This window comes from Isoptericola sp. NPDC057391 (assembly GCF_042668085.1).
Lineage (GTDB): Bacteria > Actinomycetota > Actinomycetes > Actinomycetales > Cellulomonadaceae > Isoptericola.
Genome location: NZ_JBHVBO010000071.1, coordinates 1 through 18,465, shown reverse-complemented (window position 1 = coordinate 18,465; position 18,465 = coordinate 1). Strand labels below are relative to the sequence as shown.

Annotated in this window: 15 protein-coding genes and 1 pseudogene; 8 read left to right on the top strand and 8 right to left on the bottom strand. The window is 75.0% G+C overall.

Annotated features, from left to right (window positions below; genetic code table 11):
* Nucleotides 1–67: 67 nt before the first annotated feature.
* A complete protein-coding gene (gene valS, locus ACFUVW_RS11005) occupies nt 68–2,857 on the bottom strand; it encodes a valine--tRNA ligase (RefSeq protein WP_430571366.1) in 2,790 nt (929 codons plus the stop codon).
* Nucleotides 2,858–2,960: 103 nt separating this feature from the next.
* Between valS and ACFUVW_RS11000 the strand changes: the two genes are divergently transcribed.
* The 5 genes from ACFUVW_RS11000 (at nt 2,961) to ACFUVW_RS10980 (ending at nt 7,433) form a co-directional block, all read left to right on the top strand.
* Entirely contained in the window at nt 2,961–3,950 is a 990-nt protein-coding gene (locus ACFUVW_RS11000) for a GNAT family N-acetyltransferase (RefSeq protein ID WP_430571365.1), read from the top strand.
* A gap of 94 nt (nt 3,951–4,044) precedes the next feature.
* Nucleotides 4,045–5,055, top strand: coding sequence for a TIGR03557 family F420-dependent LLM class oxidoreductase (locus ACFUVW_RS10995; protein WP_430561259.1), 1,011 nt, complete (start codon nt 4,045–4,047; stop codon nt 5,053–5,055).
* Nucleotides 5,052–5,876: a coenzyme F420-0:L-glutamate ligase gene (cofE, locus tag ACFUVW_RS10990; protein ID WP_430571364.1), complete on the top strand. Its 825-nt coding sequence runs from the start codon at nt 5,052–5,054 to the stop codon at nt 5,874–5,876. The genes ACFUVW_RS10995 and cofE overlap by 4 nt, the downstream gene beginning before the upstream one ends.
* 107 nt (nt 5,877–5,983) lie before the next feature.
* Nucleotides 5,984–6,388 (top strand): hypothetical protein, encoded by a 405-nt coding sequence (locus ACFUVW_RS10985; RefSeq protein ID WP_430571363.1) that lies wholly within the window; start codon nt 5,984–5,986, stop codon nt 6,386–6,388.
* 166 nt (nt 6,389–6,554) lie between these two features.
* Nucleotides 6,555–7,433 carry an SGNH/GDSL hydrolase family protein gene (locus tag ACFUVW_RS10980; RefSeq protein WP_430571362.1) on the top strand — a complete coding sequence of 293 codons (879 nt, stop codon included), beginning with the start codon at nt 6,555–6,557 and terminating at the stop codon, nt 7,431–7,433.
* Between the two features lie 28 nt (nt 7,434–7,461).
* Here ACFUVW_RS10980 and ACFUVW_RS10975 read toward each other — a convergent pair whose 3' ends face one another.
* From ACFUVW_RS10975 to ACFUVW_RS10960, 4 genes and pseudogenes are all read right to left on the bottom strand, one after another.
* A complete protein-coding gene (locus tag ACFUVW_RS10975; protein ID WP_430571367.1) occupies nt 7,462–7,941 on the bottom strand; it encodes a YbaK/EbsC family protein in 480 nt (159 codons plus the stop codon).
* A gap of 189 nt (nt 7,942–8,130) precedes the next feature.
* Nucleotides 8,131–8,940: pseudogene (locus ACFUVW_RS10970) on the bottom strand (AI-2E family transporter); the annotation flags it as partial.
* A gap of 208 nt (nt 8,941–9,148) precedes the next feature.
* Complete coding sequence (gene corA, locus ACFUVW_RS10965; RefSeq protein WP_430571361.1) at nt 9,149–10,336, bottom strand: magnesium/cobalt transporter CorA; 1,188 nt, start codon at nt 10,334–10,336, stop codon at nt 9,149–9,151.
* A 352-nt stretch (nt 10,337–10,688) separates the two neighbouring features.
* The gene (locus ACFUVW_RS10960) at nt 10,689–11,732 is read right to left on the bottom strand and encodes an alcohol dehydrogenase catalytic domain-containing protein (RefSeq protein ID WP_430571360.1); all 1,044 of its coding nucleotides are present in this window, start codon (nt 11,730–11,732) and stop codon (nt 10,689–10,691) included.
* A gap of 141 nt (nt 11,733–11,873) precedes the next feature.
* Between ACFUVW_RS10960 and ACFUVW_RS10955 the strand changes: the two genes are divergently transcribed.
* Entirely contained in the window at nt 11,874–14,192 is a 2,319-nt protein-coding gene (locus ACFUVW_RS10955) for a M28 family peptidase (RefSeq protein WP_430571359.1), read from the top strand.
* 19 nt (nt 14,193–14,211) lie between these two features.
* On the opposite strand, the gene ACFUVW_RS10950 is transcribed toward ACFUVW_RS10955, so the two are convergent.
* From ACFUVW_RS10950 to ACFUVW_RS10940, 3 genes are all read right to left on the bottom strand, one after another.
* Nucleotides 14,212–14,607, bottom strand: a complete 396-nt coding sequence (locus ACFUVW_RS10950) for an MmcQ/YjbR family DNA-binding protein (protein WP_430571358.1) — start codon at nt 14,605–14,607, stop codon at nt 14,212–14,214.
* 148 nt (nt 14,608–14,755) lie between these two features.
* The gene (locus ACFUVW_RS10945) at nt 14,756–15,604 is read right to left on the bottom strand and encodes a hypothetical protein (protein WP_430571357.1); all 849 of its coding nucleotides are present in this window, start codon (nt 15,602–15,604) and stop codon (nt 14,756–14,758) included.
* Nucleotides 15,605–15,632: 28 nt separating this feature from the next.
* Nucleotides 15,633–16,589, bottom strand: coding sequence for an NAD(P)/FAD-dependent oxidoreductase (locus ACFUVW_RS10940; protein ID WP_430571356.1), 957 nt, complete (start codon nt 16,587–16,589; stop codon nt 15,633–15,635).
* Nucleotides 16,590–16,645: 56 nt separating this feature from the next.
* Between ACFUVW_RS10940 and ACFUVW_RS10935 the strand changes: the two genes are divergently transcribed.
* Nucleotides 16,646–17,125 (top strand): MerR family transcriptional regulator, encoded by a 480-nt coding sequence (locus ACFUVW_RS10935; protein ID WP_430571355.1) that lies wholly within the window; start codon nt 16,646–16,648, stop codon nt 17,123–17,125.
* Nucleotides 17,122–18,243, top strand: coding sequence for a P1 family peptidase (locus ACFUVW_RS10930; RefSeq protein WP_430571354.1), 1,122 nt, complete (start codon nt 17,122–17,124; stop codon nt 18,241–18,243). The genes ACFUVW_RS10935 and ACFUVW_RS10930 overlap by 4 nt, the downstream gene beginning before the upstream one ends.
* The last annotated feature ends 222 nt before the right edge of the window (nt 18,244–18,465 follow it).

Sequence of the window (18,465 nt, the reverse complement as noted above, 5' to 3'; positions counted from 1 at the left end):
GACCGCAACCCGTTGCGGTGCCGTCCCGGCCTCTCTATCTCGCGGGTCCGGGTTCTCTATCTCGGCGTCAGGCCTTCGGCTTGCGGGCCGGGGGCTCGCCCAGCTCGGACGCCGTGACGACGATGCCGCCCTGCACGTCCGGGTTGCCCTGACCCTCGGCCGCCTCGACGACGTCGAGGGTGCCGGTGGCGCGTCCGGCGCCGCGCACGTCGTCGAGGGCCGACCGGACGCCGTCGAGCAGCGCGGCCGGGACAGCCATGGAGGCGCTGAGGATCGGCGTGCGCATGGAGACCTTGGCCTCGGACTTGATCTTGCGCAGCGCCGCGAGCGCGTGCCCGGCGGCGGTGAGCTGCACGGGGTCGGCGTCGCCGGCCGCGTCGCGCAGCGGGGCGGCCACGGGCCAGGCGGCGTGGTGCACCGACCCGGCGCGCCACCACGACCAGACCTCCTCGGTCGCGAACGGCAGGAACGGTGCCAGCAGGCGCAGCAGCGAGTCCACGGCGAGGGCGAGGGCCGTGCGCGCCGACACCGTCTCGGCCGTCACCTCGGTGGCCGCGGCCCCCGCGCCGTAGGCGCGGTCCTTGACCAGCTCGAGGTAGTCGTCGCAGAAGGTCCAGAAGAACGTCTCCGTGACCTCGAGCGCGCGGGTGTGGTCGTAGGCCTCGAACGCGGCCGTGGCCTGCTCGACGACGTCCGCCAGCCCGGCGAGCATCGCGCGGTCCAGGGCGACGGTGACGCGGGCCGGGTCCAGCACGATCTCGCCGGCCCCCGTCTCGGGGTCGACGCCGAACGTCAGCGCGAACTTCGAGGCGTTGAGCACCTTGATCGCGAGGCGGCGGCCGATCTTCATCTGGCCGACCTCGAACGCGGCGTCCGTGCCCAGGCGGGCCGCGGCGGCCCAGTAGCGGACCGCGTCCGCGCCGTGCTCCTCCAGGAGCGCCATCGGCGTGACGACGTTGCCCTTGGACTTGGACATCTTCTTGCGGTCCGGGTCGAGGATCCAGCCGCTGATGGCGGCGTGCTTCCACGGCAGCACCCCGCACTCGAGGTGCGAGCGCACCACCGAGGAGAACAGCCAGGTGCGGATGATGTCCTGCCCCTGCGGGCGCAGGTCCATCGGGTACACGCGGGAGAACAGGTCTTCGTCGCGCTCCCAGCCGGACACGATGAGCGGCGACAGGGACGACGTCGCCCAGGTGTCCATGACGTCGGCGTCGCCGACGAAGCCGCCGGGCGCGCCGCGCTGCGACTCGTCGTAGCCGGCCGGGGCCTGCGACGTCGGGTCGACGGGCAGCTCCGCCTCGGACGGGACGATCGGGTGGTCGTGGTCGACGTCGCCCGCCTCGGTGACCGGGTACCACAGCGGCACCGCCACGCCGAAGAAGCGCTGGCGCGAGATGAGCCAGTCGCCGTTGAGGCCGTTGACCCAGTTCTCGTAGCGCACGCGCATGAAGTCGGGGTGGAAGTCGAGCTCCTTGCCGCGGGCGAGCAGCTCGGCCTTGAGGTCGCGGGCGTCCCAGTCGCGCCCGCCGTTGCGGATGTACCACTGGCGGGACGTGACGATCTCGAGGGGCTTGTCACCCTTCTCGTAGAAGTTCGTCATGCGCTGGGTGGCGGTGGGCTCGCCGTCCAGGTCGCCGGAGGCGCGCAGGGCGTCGACGACCGCCTTGCGGGCGCTGAACGTCGTCCTGCCCGCGAGCTCCTCGGTGTACAGGGCCTCTCCCGGTCCGCCCGCGATCCACTCCGGCGTCTCGCGGGAGAGGCGGCCGTCGCGCTGGATGACCGAGCGGGTGGCGAGCCGCAGCTCGCGCCACCACTGCACGTCGGTGAGGTCGCCGAAGGTGCAGCACATGGCGATGCCCGCGCCCTTGTCCATGGTGGCGGCCGGGTGCGCGAGCACCGGCACCTCGACGCCGAACAGCGGCGAGGTGACCGTGGTGCCGAACAGGCCCTGGTACCGCTCGTCGTCCGGGTGGGCGATGAGCGCCACGACGGCCGGGATGAGCTCCGGGCGGGTGGTCTCGATGTAGACCGGCTCCCCGCCGTCGGGCCGGTGGAACGCGACCCGGTGGTAGAACCCGGGGTACTCGCGCGCCTCGAGCTCGGCCTGCGCGACGGCGGTCTGGAAGGTCACGTCCCACAGGCCCGGCGCCTCCGCCTGGTACGCCTCGCCGCGAGCGAGGTTGCGCAGGAACGCGCGCTGCGACGCGGCGCGGGACGTGGCGTCGATGGTCTGGTAGTTCTGCGCCCAGTCCACGGACAGGCCGAGGCGGCGCCACAGCTCCTCGAACTGGCGCTCGTCGTCGGCGGTGAGCCGCTCGCACAGCTCGATGAAGTTGCGGCGGCTGACCGGCACCTGGTCGGCGGGCTTGACGTTCTTGCCGTCGGTGCCCTCGTGCGGGGGCTCGAAGCCCTCGACGTACGGCAGCGACGGGTCGCAGCGCACGCCGTAGTAGTTCTGCACGCGGCGCTCGGTGGGCAGGCCGTTGTCGTCCCAGCCCATCGGGTAGAAGACCTTCTTGCCGCGCATGCGCTGGAAGCGCGCGACGGTGTCCGTGTGGGTGTAGCTGAACACGTGGCCCACGTGCAGGGAGCCCGAGACCGTGGGGGGCGGGGTGTCGATCGAGTACACCTGCTCGCGCGTGGCGCTGCGGTCGAACGCGTAGGTGCCCTCGGCCGACCAGCGCTCGTCGAAGCGCTGCTCCAGACCCTCCAGGCTGACCTTGTCCGGTACCTCCCGGACCACCGCGCGCACGACGTCGCCGGCTACCTGAGCAACAGGGTTGCCGGCGGACGGGGTCGCTGCGGGGGTCTGCGCGGGCGCGGTCGGCGCCTCGGGGGTCGGGAAGTCGCTCATGGTCGCTCATTCTCCCAGATCCGGCGGACCTGCCGGGCATGCCCGTCTCGATCGGCGGACGGTGCCGGAGCGCCGTCCAGTTCCTCTGACTAGAGTCAGAGGTATGACGGGCACGAAGGACGGGACGGCGGCGGAGACGGCGGCGCAGGCCGACCGACAGGTCGAACGGCACGTCGACGTCGTGCGGCGGTTCAACCGCAGCTACACGCAGCGCGTGGGGGCGCTCGAGGACTCGTTCCTCGGCACCGGGATGCCGCTGGGCACCGCCCGTCTCCTGTTCGAGATCGGTACCGAGCCGGGCACCACCCGGGACCTGCGCGCCCGGCTCGGCCTGGACTCGGGATACCTCAGCCGGCTGCTGCGCCGGCTGGAGTCCGACGGGCTCGTCGCCGTCGTGCCGGACCCCGACGACCGGCGACGGCGACGCGTCGACCTCACCGCCGCGGGCCGCCGCGCGTGGGACGACCTGGAGCGGAGGTCCGTGGACCGGGCCCGCGACCTCGTCGCGCCGCTCACCGTCCGGCAGCGCGCCCGCCTCGCCGCGGCCCTGGCGGAGGCCGACCTGCTGGTGCGGGCCGCGACCGTCACGCTCGAGCGCGTGGACCCGGCGTCGGAGATCGCCCGGCGCGCGGTCGCGGCCTACGTGACGGAGCTCGACGAGCGGTTCCCCGGCGGGTTCGACCCCGGCCCCCGACCCGCTGCCGGCGAGCCCGACCCGGAGGACGCGCGGCTCGCGCCGCCGTCGGGCGCGTTCGTCGTCGCGACGAGCGACGGCGAGCCCGTCGCGTGCGGCGGGGTGCGGACGCTGGCGAACGGTGCGGACGGCTGCGCGGTCGGGCGCGTGGTCGGGGGCGTCGGCGAGATCAAGCGGATGTGGGTGCACCCCGGATGGCGGGGCGCCGGGCTCGGCTCGCGGCTGCTGCGCCACCTCGAGGGGGTGAGCCGCGACCTCGGCCACCGGGAGGTGCGCCTCGACACGAACGGGACGCTCACCGAGGCGGTCGCGATGTACGAGCGCGCCGGCTACCGGCGCATCGCCCGGTACAACGACAACCCGTACGCCGAGCACTTCTTCGCCAAGCGTCTGGGCTGAGCGGGCCGGGCCGAGCGGTCGGGCTGTGCGGTCGGGCTGTGCGGTCGGGTCCGGTACCACATACCTGGGCGTCGGCCGGGGATAGGGTCGAGCCATGGCTGCGAACCCCGACCTGACCATCGGCTATGCCGCGATGCTCGAGCAGTTCCACCCCACCGACGTCGTCGAGTACTCGGCCTACGCCGAGGAGCACGGCTTCTCCGGCGTCATGGCGGCCGACCACTTCCAGCCGTGGGTGCCGCAGCAGGGCGAGGCGGCCTTCGTGTGGAACGTGCTGACGGCGCTCGGCGAGCGCACCCGCGGCGACCTCGGCCCTGGCGTCACCGCGCCGACGTTCCGCTGGCACCCGGCGATGGTCGCGCAGGCCTCGGCCACTCTCGCCGCGATGTACCCCGGCCGGCACTGGCTGGGCCTCGGGTCCGGCGAGGCGCTCAACGAGCACGTCGTCGCCGGCTACTGGCCCGAGGCGCCGGAGCGGATCAACCGCATGTTCGAGGCCATCGACATCATCAAGAAGCTGTTCGCCTCGGGCATCGACGGCAAGGACGTCAAGCACTCCGGGCAGTACTACAAGATGGAGTCCACGCGACTGTGGACCATGCCCGAGGTACCGCCCGAGATCCTCGTCGCGACGGCCGGCCCCATCACCGCGAAGCGCGCCGGCAAGCACGCCGACGGCCTCATCACCGTCGGGGCGCCGCTGGAGAAGATCGAGATGCTCTTCGGCAAGTTCGACGACGGCGTGCGCGAGTCCGGTCGCGACCCGCAGGGGATGCCCAAGGTGCTGCAGGTGCACATGTCGTGGGCGGAGACCGACGAGGAGGCGCTCGCGAACGCGATGACCGAGTGGCCCAACGGCGGCATGAAGTTCCCCAAGGCCGACATCCGCTCGCCGCACGACTTCGCGCAGATGGCCAAGCTGGTGCGCCCGGAGGACTTCGAGGGGCGCATGGTCATCAGCGCCGACCCGGACGAGCATCGCGCGGCGATCCAGAAGTACGTCGACCTCGGCTTCGACCGTATCTACCTGCACAACGTGGGGCGCAACCAGAAGGAGTGGATCGAGGTCTTCGGCCGCGAGGTGCTCCCGAAGCTGGTGCGGTGAGCGCTCGGATCACCCTCTGGGCGCCCGCCGGCTTCCCGGAGGTGCGGCCGGGCGACGACCTGGCGCGGCTGGTGGGCGACGCCCTCGCCGCGGACGGCGCGGCGTCCGGCGACCCGCTCGCCGAGGGCGACGTCGTCGTCGTCACCTCCAAGATCGTCTCGAAGGCCGAGGGCCGCGTGGTGCGCGCCGCCGACCGGGAGCAGGCGATCACCGACGAGACCGTGCGCGTGGTCGCGACCCGGGCGCGGCCGGACGGTCAGCCGCCACTGCGCATCGTCGAGAACCGGCTGGGCCTGGTGATGGCCGCGGCCGGCGTCGACGCCTCCAACACCCCCGACGGCACGGTCCTCCTGCTGCCGGAGGACCCGGACGCCTCGGCGCGCGCGCTGCGGGCCGCCCTGCGCGCGCGGTTCGGCCTGGACCGGCTCGGCGTCGTCGTCACCGACACCGCCGGGCGGACCTGGCGGGACGGGCTCACGGACATCGCGATCGGCGCGGCGGGCGTGGACGTCGTCGACGACCTGCGCGGCGGCCTCGACGGGCACGGACGCCCGCTGTCGGTCACGGTGACCGCCGTGGCCGACGAGCTCGCCGCCGCCTCGGAGCTGGTGCGCGGCAAGGCGGACGGCCGCCCCGTCGCGGTGGTGCGCGGCCTCGCGCGGCACGTCCGCGCGGGGGTGGGCCCCGAGGCGGACGGCCCCGGCGCCCGCACGCTGGTGCGCCCCAGCGCCGACGACCTGTTCCGCGAGGGCAGCGCCGAGGCCTACGCCCGGGGCCACGCCGACGGCCGCGCCCAGGCCGGCACCCCTCCCGCGAGGTAGCACCGGGTCGCGCGAGGTAGTACCGGGTCGCGCGAGGTAGTACGTCGTCGTCGAGGTGGTGGGGATTCCGCTCGCCCCGGGCCGCGGGCGTCGCCTACGGTGCCGGCATGCCTGCGCCCGAGACCTCCCTGCCCGCCGACTGGATCGAGCACCGCCGTCCCGACGACCGCGAGGTGCTGGGCTGGCTGCGCCCCGAGGGCGACGGGTGGGTCGCCGTGTCGTTGCTCGGGCGCGACGTGAGCGGGCCGCTCGACTGGATCGACGCCGAGGAGTCGCTCGAGACGACGGGGCTGTCGTGGATGGCCGACGTCTGGATGCTCGAGCGCGACGACGACGAGCCGCTGCGGGTGCGGCTGGTCGAGGTCACGCCCGACCACGTGGTCGTGCAGACCGACGACTTCGGCGCGATCGACGTCGCCGTCGAGCGCTTCGAGCTGCCGTGGCCCGCCCCGTCGGCGCTGCGACCGCGCCGGGAGGGCGACCCCGACGGGCGGGTGCTGTTCACCCGCTGAGGCGCCGGGTGTCCGAGCTCCTCGCTCGCCGCGCGGGCCCGGCCGGCAGGGCGGGTGCCGGGGGCAAGAGTCCGCGGCGTGGCGGCTAGTAGACGCCGTCGCACGTCGTGATACTCGGTCTCGGCGTTCACCGTCGAGCGCCTGCGGACACAACAAGGGAGTTGTCATGCACCTCGCACGTCGCACTCGCCGTACCGCCCTCGCCGCGGCCTCCGCCGTCGCGGTCGCCGCCGCCGGCATCGTCGCCGGCGCCGCTCCCGCCGGTGCAGCGCCCGACCCGCTCCGGTACGTCGCCCTCGGGGACTCCTACTCCGCAGGGTCGGGCATCCTGCCGCCCGACCCCGACGCCCCGCTCGCCTGCCTGCGCACGACCCTGAACTACCCGCACTTCGTCGCCGACCGGATCGGCGCGGACCTCGTGGACGTCACCTGCGGCGCGGCGCAGACCAAGCACCTCACGAAGGCCCAGTACCCGGGCGTCGCTCCGCAGCTCAAGGCGGTCACCGAGGACGCCGACCTGGTCACCCTCACCATCGGCGGCAACGACAACAGCACGTTCATCGGGGCGCTGCTGGCCTGCGGCTCGGCCGGCGCCCTCACCGCCGGGCGCGGCAACCCGTGCGAGCGCACCTACGGCGACCGGTTCACCAGCCAGGTCGAGGAGTCCACCTACCCGGCCGTCCGGCAGGCGCTCGCGGACATCAAGGCCCGCGCCCCGCACGCCGAGGTCGCGATCCTCGGCTACCCCTGGATCCTGCCCGCGGAGAAGGGGTGCTTCGCCAAGCTCCCCGTCGCGGCCGGCGACGTGCCTTACCTGCGCGACCTGCAGGCCACGCTCAACGGCGTCATCGAGCGGGCGGCCGAGGAGGCGGGGGCGACGTTCGTCGACCTCGCGGAGCGCAGCGAGGGCCGCGACGCGTGCGCCCCGGCCGGCGAGCGCTGGGTGGAGCCGCTGCTGTTCGGCACGAACGTGGTGCCCGTGCACCCGAACGCGCGCGGCGAGAGCGCGATGGCGGACGCCGCGCTCGACGCGCTGGGCTACTGAGCGGGCCCGCTCCCGAGGTCGCCGGGGGTCACTCCGCGGGCGGCACGACCGGCGTCGGCGTGCCGCCCGTGATCCGCACCAGCTCGTCGTAGGACGTGGGGAACACGGTCTTGGCGTGCCCCGCCGCCGCCCACACGACGTCGTGCCCCCGCAGGTCTACGTCGACCAGCGTGCGCACGGGGGCGGGGTGGCCCACGGGCGCGACGCCGCCGATCACCTGGCCGGTGGCGTCGCGCACGGTCTCCTTGCTCGCCCGCGCGAGCCGCCCGCCGAGGCGGGAGCCCAGGAAGCCGGTGTCGACGCGGTGGGCGCCGCTCGTCAGGACGAGCACCGGCTCGTCGTCGAGCGTGAAGACCAGCGAGTTCGCGATCGCCCCGACGGGGACGCCGAGCGCCTCGGCGGCACGGGCGGCGGTGGTGGCGTGGTCGTCGAGCCAGCGGATCTCGCCGTCCGCACCGGCGGCGTCCAGCGCGTCGCGGACGCGGTCGACGGCGGGGTGCGAGGGCACGGGGTCCGGCGCGGTCGCGACGGCCTCGGCCGGTGCCGCGGGCCGTGCGTCGTCGGGGACGACCACGTCGGGCGTGACGTCGTCGCCGGAGAGCCACCGGAGCCACACGGTGCGGGGGTCGCCCTCGAGGACGAGCGCCCGCACCAGCAGGGTCAGCGGGATCGCGAGGATGGCGCCGAGCGGGCCGATGACGAACGTCCAGAAGACGACCGACATGAAGCTCAGCGTGAGGCTCAGGCTCACGGCGTCCGAGACGAACTTGGGCTGCACCAGCACCTGGAGCACCACGTTCACGACGCAGTAGACCGCCGCGACGGCCAGGGCCAGGGGCCAGCCCCCGACGACGAAGGCCATGACGAGCGGCGGGACCAGGCCCAGCACGAACCCGATGTTCGGGATGAAGTTGGTGACGAACGCGAGGATCGCCCACACCACGGGGGCGGGGACGCCGAGCAGCGCGAGCGCGAAGCCGTCGACGATCGCGACGATCGCGCCGAACGTCGCGTTGACCACGAAGTAGCGGCGCACCCCCGTGCTGAACCGCGTCGCGCGACCGATCTGCTCCGCGTGCGTGGCGCCGAAGACGCGGGACGCGGTGGCGTACCGCGCGGCGTCCGCGGCCATGAAGATCGCGTAGGCGAGCACGAAGAAGAAGGCCGTCGCCACGGACAGGACCATGCCGCTCACGCTGCCCGCGAGGGAGAGCAGGCGGGAGGGCTCCAGGAACGACGTCGCGGCGTCCGCGACCTGGGTGTCCAGGCCCAGCTCGGACAGCTGCGCGGCGACCTGGGTCACCGACTGCTCCAGGTCGCGGAAGTACTCGGTCACCAGGTCGGCGAACTGGAAGCCGGCGAAGACGAGCATCGCGAGCAGCGCCGCGAGGATGAGGTACGCGACGACGATCACGGCCGTGGTGGCCGCCCAGCGCGGCCAGCCCCGGGCCTCCAGCGGGCGGCGCACGGGGTGGCAGATGATGACGATCACCGCGGCGAGGAACACGGGCGCCAGGACGTCCGAGGCCCAGTGCACCCCCGCGAGGACGACGACGGCCGCACCGAGCGCCAGGAGCGTGCGGGTGGCGGGGTGGAGGCCGCCGGGGTCCGTGGTCGGGCTGCCGGGCGCGGTCGTCGCGGTCGAGGTCACCCCGCGACCCTAGCGACCGCGCCCGGCGACGGCGCGCGTGACCACGCGGCGCCGCCCGACCCGCTCAGATCCAGCGCTTCCACCGGAAGACGGCGAAGAGCGCCACGCTCACGCTGAGCATGGCCACCAGCGCGGCGGGGTAGCCCCAGGCCCAGTGCAGCTCGGGCATGTCGTCGAAGTTCATCCCGTACACCGTGCCGACGAGGGTCGGCGCGAAGAGGATGGCCGCCCAGCCGGAGATCTTCTTGACCTCCTCGCCCTGGCGGATGGACACCTCGGTGAGGTGCGTCATCTCCTCGTTCTGCCGCTGGGCCACGAGCGTGGCGTTCACGGTGAGGATGTCGCGCAGGGCGGCGCGGAACGACTCGACGCGGTCGGCGACCTCGGTGAGGTGGTCGGCGACGTCGCGCAGGTAGGCCTGCATCTCCTCGGTGACGCCGTACTTCTCCGCGCCCTTGGCGAGCGAGCCGCACACGCGCTGCAGGGGCCGCACCGCCCGCTGGAACTCGACGACCTCGCGGGAGAGCTCGTAGATGCGCCGCGAGACCGCCGCGTCGCCGCCGAACACCTCGGACTCGATCTCGTCGATGTCGCCGTCGAGGCCGGCCACGACGGGGGCGTAGTCGTCGACGACGCGGTCCACGATCGCGTACAGCACCGACTCGGGTCCCCGGGCCAGCATGGCCGGGTGCGCCTCGAGGTGGGTGCGCACGGCCGACAGGTCGGGGCACGAGCCGTGCCGCACCGTGACGACGAAGTCCGGGCCCACGAACACGTGCAGCTCGGAGAACTCCACCTCCTCCGCGTGGTCGACGTAGCGGGCGGCGTGCAGGACGACGAACAGCGTGTCGCCGTAGCGCTCGATCTTGGGCCGCTGGTGCGCGACGATCGCGTCCTCGACGGCCAGCGGGTGCAGGTCGAACTCCCGCGCCAGCTGGGCGAGCTCGGTCTCGTCGGGCCGCTCCAGCCCGATCCACGCCATGCCGCCCGGGTGCGCGCGCAGCTCGCGGAAGGTGTCCGCGAGGCGCGTGAAGCTCGCGACCCGGCGACCGTCCGCGTCGTACAGGGCGGACTCGACGATCGAGGAGCGGCCGGGCACGTCGCGGCGCGCCGGGCCCGCGTCGGGGCGGGTGCTGCCGAGGTGGCCGCCCGCGCCGGAGGCCGGGGTGGCGCGGCGCGGGCGCAGCGCACCGAGCAGGGGACGGGTGCGGACCGTGCGGGAGCCGGTGGTGCGGGGGGAGGTGACGGACATGGCGGACTCCGAGGCATGCAGGCGTGCAGGGACGAGGGCGGTCGTCGGTCCCGCGACTGCGGCTGGGGGCGCCCGGGGATCTCGGGGCACTCGGAGGAACGGTGGCGCCGGATCAGGGCACGTGCGCCACGGCCGCCCGGCACGGCCGGGCGGGGAGCCGTCAGTCGCGGCTCGGACTACTGGGAGGCTCGCTACGGGTCATGTGGCGCGCACCTCCCTCGTCGTCCTGCGGCGGTCGCCGCTGCTGCTCAGGCCGTCCGCCAGCATAGTCCCGGCCGGGCCGCCGGGCCACGACCGGCGGGCCGCCGGCGGGGTGATCTCCGCGACGTCGGGCCCGCGGCCCTGCCGTGTGTCAGCGCCGCGGGTCGACGACGACCATCCCGGAGCGCGGGGTGCCGGGCAGGTCGGGGAGGAGCCGGGCGCCCTCGTCCAGGCCGACGACGCGGTTGACGAGGTCGCCCGGCCGCACCGTGCCGTCGGCGACGCGCGCGAGCATCTCCGGGTAGTCGGCGGCGGCCATCCCGTGGCTGCCGAGCACGTCCAGCTCCCAGCCGATCACGCGGGACATCGGCACGCGCGGGTGGCCGTCGACCGGCGGCAGCAGGCCGACCTGCACGTGCCGCCCGCTTCGGCGCAGGCTGCCGATCGCGTCGGCGCAGGTGCGCTCGCTGCCGACGGCGTCGACGCTCACGTGGCAGCCGCCGGTGAGGTCCTGCACCGCGCCGGCGACGTCGACGCCCTCGTCGGCGCGGACCGTGTGCGCGGCCCCGGCCCGGCGCGCGGCCTCGAGCGCGCCGTCGTGCCGGTCGACGGCCACGACCTGCGCGCCGAGCGCCGCGGCGACCATGACGGCGCTGAGGCCCACGCCGCCCGCACCGACCACCACCACCCGCTCGTCCGGGCGCACGCGGGCCCGGTCGGCGACGGCGCGGTAGGCGGTGGCGAAGCGGCACCCGAGGCTCGCGGCGGTGGCGTCGTCGACGGCGTCGGGCAGGGCGACGAGGTTGGTGTCGGCGGCGTGCAGCACCACCAGCTCCGCGAACGACCCGGCGTGCGTGAACCCCGGCTGCGTCTGGTCCGGGCAGACCTGGGCCTGGCCCGAGCGGCACCAGTCGCAGCGCCCGCAGCCGCACACGAACGGCGACGTCACGCGGTCGCCCACGCGCCAGCTCTCGACCCCGTCGCCCACCGCGGCGACGACCCCGGCGAGCTCGTGGCCGGGCACGTGGGGGAGTGCGGTGATGTCGGGGTCGTGCCCCGCCCAGGCGTGCCAGTCGCTCAGGCACAGGCCGCTCGCGTGGACGCGCACGACGACGCCGCCGGGCGGCGGCGTCGGGTCAGGCACCTCGCGGACCGTGACGGGGCCGCCGAACCGGTCGAACGTCATCGCGCGCACCGGACGATCCAACCACCGTTCCGCCCGTCCATCCGATCGTCGGTCCGCCCGTCGACCCGGCGACGGTCCACGGACCGATCCACCTGGGACGGCGCGTATCACGATTGGGACACGGCGCGCGGGCGCCGCTAGCGTGCCCGGGTGACCCAGACCCGGTCGCGGGCGACGTCGCTCGCGTGCTCCCTGTTCCTGCTCGTCCTGGCGGCGCTCGCCGTCTGGTCGGTGCTGCCGCCGTCCCCGCGGCCCGCGGACGCCGCCGCGGACGAGTTCAGCGCCGAGCGTGCGTTCGCGACGGTCGAGGCGGTGGGCGGCGAGGTGCACCCCCACGGCACCGCGGCGGCGGCCGACGTCCGCGACACGATCGTCGCGGACCTCGAGGAGCTGGGTCTCGACCCGGAGGTGACCGACGGCGTCGGCATGTCCGGGCGCCTCGGCGACCAGAGCCGCGTCGCGGCCACCAAGAACGTCGTCGCCACGATCCCCGGGACCGACTCGACCGGGCCGGTCTTCCTCGTCGCGCACTACGACTCCGCCGAGGTGTCCTACGGCGCGAACGACGACGGCGCGGGCGTCGCGACGCTGCTCGAGACCGCCCGCGCGCTCGGGGAGGGCGAGCCGCTGCGCAACGACCTCGTGCTCGTGTTCACCGACGCGGAGGAGGCGTGCCTGTGCGGCGCGGAGGCGTTCGCGCACGCCGACCCCCGCGCGGCCGACGGCGGTGTCGTGGTCAACGTCGAGGCCCGCGGCTCGTCCGGCCCGGCGATCATGTTCGAGACCTCGGACGGCAACGCGGCGCTCGTCGACGCCTACGCCCACGTGCCGTACCCCGTAGGCAGCTCGATGGCGGTCGAGGTCTACCGGATCCTCCCGAACGACACCGACTTCTCGCCGTTCCTCGACGACCCGGAGGGACGCTTCACCGGGCTCAACTCGGCGTACATCGACGGGTCGGCCACCTACCACGCGCCGCAGGACACGCCCGAGCGGATGTCGACGGCGAGCCTGCAGCACCACGGCGCCAACATGCTGGCGCTGGCCCGCGAGCTCGGGAACGGCGACGCGGCGGCGCTCGCCACCCCGTCGGCGAACGACGCCACCTACTTCCCGCTGCCGGGCGGCGTGCTGGCGCGCTACCCGGGCTGGCTGGTGTGGCCGCTCGCGATCGCCGCCGTGCTCGCGGTCGGCGCCCTCGCCGTGGCCCTCGCCCGCCGGCGCGAGGTGCGCGGCGAACGGACCACGGCCGGTACCCTCGCCCTCGGCTTCGTCTCCGCCCTCCTGCCGATCGTCGGCGCCGTCGCCGGGTCGATCGCGCTGTGGTGGGTCATGGGCCTGGTGCGGCCCGGCTACGACGAGATGCTCGACCCGTGGCGGCCCTGGGCCTTCCGCGTCGCCCTGCTCGCCGTCGTCGCGACCGTGTGGACCGCATGGTTCCTGGGGCTGCGCCGGTCGCTCGGCGGGGCGGCGCTCGCGGTCGGGGCGCTCGGCTGGCTCGCCGTCCTCGGTGTCGTCCTCGCCGCCGCCACCCCCGGCGGCTCCTACCTCGCCGCGCTGCCGGCGCTCGCGGGCGCCGTCGCCTGGCTGCTCACGCTGCGGGCGGCGCGCGGCGTCGTGGGCCGGCGGGTGGTCGTGACCCTGGGAGCGGCCGTGGGCGTCGTCGTCCTGGTGCCGATCGTCCTGCTGTTCTTCCCGGCGCTCGGGCTCGCGACGGGCGCCGCGCCCGCGGTCGTCGCCGCGCTGCTCGGGCTGGCGCTCACCCCCGTCCTCGCGGTGCTGTGGCCCCGCGGCCGGCGCCGCGCGCTCGGCCTGGTGGGCGGGTGCGCCGCGGTGGGCGTCGTCGCGCTCGTCGTCGGCTTCGTCGTCGACCCGTTCGACGCCGAGCACCCCGAGCCCACCCGCCTCGCGTACGCGCTCGACGCCGACACCGGCTCGGCGCACTGGGTCTCCGACGAGGACAGCCCGAGCGACTGGACCGCGCAGTTCGTGGGCACCGAGACCGACCTGTCCGAGCCTTTCCCGATGTTCGAGGGCGAGGTGCACGCCGGCGACGCCGAGGCGGCCGACCTGCCCGCCCCCGTCGTCGACGTGCTGGACGCCGAGCCGGCGGGCGACGCCCGCGTCCTCACCCTGCGCGTGACGCCGGGCGCGGGCGCGCCGATCGGCACCGCGGGAGCCCTGCGGTACGTGCAGCTGAACGCCTCCGGCGTGGAGAGCGCGAAGGTCGCCGGGCGCCCGGTCCCGGTCGAGGGCGGCGCCCTCGACACCCGCTTCTACGCCCCGGGCGAGGACGGGTTCGAGGTGGCGCTCGTCGTGCCGGCCGGGCAGCCGCTCGACCTGCGGGTCGTCGCCGCCGGCGGCGGGCTGGAGGGCCTGCCCGGGTTCCGCCCGCGGCCCGCCGGCGTCGGTGTGGCCGGGTCGCACACCTCCGAGCTGGTGCTGGTCGGGACGTCCGTCTCGCTCTGACCCAGGGTCCGACCGGGGTTCAGCCGGCGGTCACCGCACCACCGTCCGGCGGCTCCGGCCGGTCGACGGCGGCGGCCAGCCGCTGCGGCGCCTGGATGCAGTAGGAGTCGGTGAGCAGCTCGGCCATCTCGCCCCAGTCGGTGCCGTCGTCGAGGACCACGCCCACCACGTTGCCGCCCCAGCCGGCGCGGAAGTACGGGTGGCCGAGGTGCTCGAACGCCCGCACCTCCTGCGGGTCGGCGCGGAACGTCACGCGGAAGAGCTGGTCCTCGCCGCCGAAGACGTGCGCCACGGTGGTGTGACGCACCCGCCACCGAACCCCCGTCCACGCGTCCTCCTCGAGGCACTCCGGGAACTCGAGCAGCCCGCGCAGCCGCTCGACGAGCGCGGGCGGGACGTCGGGGCGGTCGGGCATGCGTCGAATCTCGCACGGCCCACCGACAACGCCGGTCAGGCCGCCCGCGCTGCCGGTGCGCGACGACGATCGCGTCCAGGCCGTCGTCGCGGGCGGGCACAGGACCCTCGACGCGCGAACAGCGACCCGGGGCCGCTTCCGGCGGGCGTCAGCCCAGCCGGGCGCTGAGTACCAGCTCCTCGCCGACGTCGAGGCGCACGTCCGCGAGCCGGACCCCGGGCGGCAGGGCGGCGGCCAGGTCGACACGGCGGTGCGCCGCCGCCTCGACACGGCCCCGGACGGCGCCGAGCATCGCGGCGACGAGCGGGTTGCCGCTGGAGATGCGCACGTCGCCGACGGTCAGCACCATCGCCGCGTCGACCGACGCCGACGCCGTGGCGGAGACGCCGGCGGAGAGGAACCCCTTGCGGATCTTCGCCTCGATCCGCAGGCCGGCCGCGCGGGGTCCGTGCGAGTCGAGCTGCACGTCCAGGTCGCTCAGCGTGACGCCCTGGGACTGCAGCGAGACGGCGAGCAGGCCGTGCACCGTCGCGACCAGGCCGGCGCGGGAGACCGCGACGCGGGCGTGGCCCGTCACCGGGTGGGCGTCGTCGGGCTCGACGGGCTGGAACCCGACCTGGCCGTCGGCGCCCTCGACCCAGGTGAACCGCAGCCCGTCGGCCTCGGCGGTGACGTCCACGGGCAGGTCGACGGCGGTGAGCGGGTGCGCGTCGACGCGCAGGCGCCGCACCGTCCCGCCCTCGCGCGCGGTGATCGCGCCAGGCACCCAGGTGACGCCGGGCGCCTTCTGCTGCGCGCCGAACGCCACGCCGGTGAGGTCCGCCTCGAGGGTCGCGACGTCGGCGCCGTCCAGCGCCGCGGTCAGGCGCGCCCGGTCGAGGCCCGTGACGCCCGCTCCGGCCGCCCGGGTCGCGAGGCCGCGCAGCCGGGCGGCGAGGTCGTCGCCCGTGGCGGGTCGCGGGGCAGGGCCGAGCGGCAGGGGTTGCGCTGAGGTCATGCGCGCGAGCCTATCCGCCGGTCCGTGGTCAGAGCGTCAGCAGGTCGGAGTCGATGGACGCGGCGGCGAGCTGACCTGCCGCCATCGCCGCGGTCACGGAGGCCAGCGGCATCGGGAAGTCGGCGGTGTGGGCGAGGTCGCCGGCGGCGAGCACCCCGGGCATGCTCGTGCGGGCCATGGCGTCGACGGCCACGCAACCGGAGTCGCGCAGCTCCAGGCCGAGCCGGGCCGCGAACGGGGCCGCCTGGTGCAGCGCGGGCGCGACCATGACGCCGCCGAGCAGCTCCTCGCCGCCGTCCAGCACCGCTCGCGCCCCGGGGTGCCCGTCGGCCAGGGCGGTGCGCTCGAGGCGGAGCACCCGCTCGGGCCGGACGGCGACGCCGCGGGCGTCGAGCGCCTCGCGGACCTGCGGGTCGACGTCCGCGCCGTCGGCGAGCACGACGACGCGGCTCGCGATCCGCTCCAGCAGCCCCGCAACGCGTGGCGCGTGCGGGCCGGCGCCCAGGATCGCCACGGGGGTGCCGGAGAACTCGTGACCGTGGCAGTACGGGCAGTGCGCCGCGACCGTGCCGAACAGCTCCGCCAGCCCGGGCGTGGCGGGCAGCTCGTCGCGCACGCCGGTGGCCAGCAGCAGCCGCCGGCCGGCGACGTCGCCCTCGGCGGTGCGCACCACGAACCCGTCGGCCGGCGCCGCGGGGTCGAGCGGGGCGACGTCGTGGGCGCTGGTGCGTCGCAGCTCGACCGTGTCGTACGCCGCGAGCGTGCGGTGCGCGGCCGCGCGGAACTCGGCGGGCTCGACGCCGTCGAAGCCGAGCACGTTGTGCATCGCGTCGGTGGGGTCGTTGCGGTAGGTGCCGGAGTCGAGGACGACGACGTCGCGGTGGGTGCGGCCGAGCATCAGTGCGGCGGCGAGGCCGGCCGGGCCGGCGCCGACGATCACGGCGTCGTGCAGGTCGTGCAGGGGGTGGCGGGTGGCGTCGCGCATGGTGTCTCCTTCGGGTCGGGTTGCGTGCTGACCCCAGGCTGTGACTTCATGTCGACATGAAGTCAAGCGGGGTGGCGGAACGGACCTGGAGCGTGGGTGAGCTGGCGGAGCGCTTCGGCCTGGAGACGCACGTGCTGCGGTACTGGGAGGACGTCGGCCTGCTGGCCCCGGCCCGCGACGGCGCCGGCCGGCGCCGGTACGGGCCCGACGACGTCGTGCGCGTGGCGACGATCCTCAGCTCCAAGGTCGCGGGCATGAGCCTCGAGCAGATCCAGGTGCTGCTGGACGCCGGGTCCACGGGGCGCGGCGCGCGCGACCGGCACGAGGTGCTCACCGCGCACCTCGCCGAGCTCGACCGGCGCCAGGAGGAGATCGACCGCTCCCGGCACATGACGGAGCACGCCCTGTCGTGCCGGGCGCACGACATCGCCACCTGCCCGCGGTTCCGCGAGCACGTGCAGGACCTGGTCGACGGCACCCGGTCGTGGCGCGAGATGCACCCGGAGCGCCTCGTCCCGGTGCGGGAGCGGGCATGAGCGCCCGGGGCGCGGACGTCGCCCGGCCGGGCCCGCGCGACCTGGGCGTCCTCGTCGGCGACCTGCCGACGGGGCCCGCCAACGCGATCACGGACGTCGCGGGGGTGCGCGTCGGGCACACCACGCTGCACGAGGGCGAGCGTCTGCACACCGGCGTCACCGCCGTCGTCCCCGACGTGCTCGGCGCCGGGCCCGGGCAGCGGCGAGCGCTGCCGTGCGGGCTCTTCGTGGGCAACGGCTACGGCAAGCTCGTGGGCGCCACGCAGCTCGAGCAGCTGGGGGCGATCGAGACGCCGGTCCTGCTCACCGCGACGCTCTCCGCGTTCCGGGCCGCCGACGCGCTGGTCACCCATGTGCTCGGGTGGCCCGGCTACGAGGACGTGCGCACCCTCAACCCTGTGGTGGGGGAGACGAACGACGGCTTCCTGTCGGACATCCGCTCCCGGCCGATCACCGAGGCGCACGTGCTCGCCGCGCTCGACGGCGCGACGTCCGGCCCGGTGGCGCAGGGCTGCGTGGGTGCCGGGGCGGGGACCTCCGCGCTCGGGTACAAGGGCGGGATCGGGACGTCGTCGCGCCGGGTCGACGTCGCCGGCGAGTCGCGCACCGTAGGAGCGCTGGTGCAGTCCAACTTCTCCGGCACGCTCACCGTGCGGGGCGTGCCCCTGCCCGCGCGGGATCTTCTCGGCACGGAGTCGATCTCTTCGGCAGCTCTCCGTGCCGAAGAGATCGACGTGGTGCTGAAGGGATCCGGCCCGGCGGAGGGCAACTCCTGCATGATCGTCGTCGCGACGGACGCCCCGCTCGACGCCCGACGGCTGGAACGGGTCGCGCGCCGAGCGGTGTTCGCCATGGGCCGGGTGGGCTCCGACTTCGCGCACGGCAGCGGCGACTACGGCCTCGCGTTCACGACGGCGGACCCGGACGCGGCGCTCGTCCCCGACGACGAGCTGGACCCGCTGTTCGCGGCCGCGACGGACGCCGTCGAGGAGGCGCTGCTCGCGTCGGTCTTCACCGCCACGACCGTCGTCGGTCACCGCGGGACCCGGCACGCGCTGCCGCACGACCGCGCGCTCGGACGACTGGCCGCGGCGGGGGTGCTGCGGCCGCCGGCCTGAGCGGGACGCCCTTGTGACGTCGTCGTGATCGTGGTTGGATCGCTCTGAACGATCGCTGTAATCGATTACTGGACCGGGGTTCCCCGGGACCGGAGCAATCCACCCTGACCGACGACGGGCCTCGACGGTGAGGCCCTGGAAGGTGAGTGCAGTGACGCATCCCCGCACAGGAGCACGTTCGAGAACACGCACGGCCAGGGCGCGCAGGGCGGTCGTCGCCTG

Coding starts and splice junctions, on each gene's coding strand:
- ACFUVW_RS11000 (WP_430571365.1), top strand. CDS start 2,961: ATGACGGGCACGAAGGACGGGACGGCGGCGGAGACGGCGGCGCAGGCC.
- ACFUVW_RS10940 (WP_430571356.1), bottom strand. CDS start 16,589: ATGCGCGACGCCACCCGCCACCCCCTGCACGACCTGCACGACGCCGTG.
- corA (WP_430571361.1), bottom strand. CDS start 10,336: ATGTCCGTCACCTCCCCCCGCACCACCGGCTCCCGCACGGTCCGCACC.
- ACFUVW_RS10950 (WP_430571358.1), bottom strand. CDS start 14,607: ATGCCCGACCGCCCCGACGTCCCGCCCGCGCTCGTCGAGCGGCTGCGC.
- ACFUVW_RS10930 (WP_430571354.1), top strand. CDS start 17,122: ATGAGCGCCCGGGGCGCGGACGTCGCCCGGCCGGGCCCGCGCGACCTG.
- ACFUVW_RS10985 (WP_430571363.1), top strand. CDS start 5,984: ATGCCTGCGCCCGAGACCTCCCTGCCCGCCGACTGGATCGAGCACCGC.
- valS (WP_430571366.1), bottom strand. CDS start 2,857: ATGAGCGACTTCCCGACCCCCGAGGCGCCGACCGCGCCCGCGCAGACC.
- ACFUVW_RS10995 (WP_430561259.1), top strand. CDS start 4,045: ATGGCTGCGAACCCCGACCTGACCATCGGCTATGCCGCGATGCTCGAG.
- ACFUVW_RS10935 (WP_430571355.1), top strand. CDS start 16,646: ATGAAGTCAAGCGGGGTGGCGGAACGGACCTGGAGCGTGGGTGAGCTG.
- ACFUVW_RS10945 (WP_430571357.1), bottom strand. CDS start 15,604: ATGACCTCAGCGCAACCCCTGCCGCTCGGCCCTGCCCCGCGACCCGCC.
- ACFUVW_RS10980 (WP_430571362.1), top strand. CDS start 6,555: ATGCACCTCGCACGTCGCACTCGCCGTACCGCCCTCGCCGCGGCCTCC.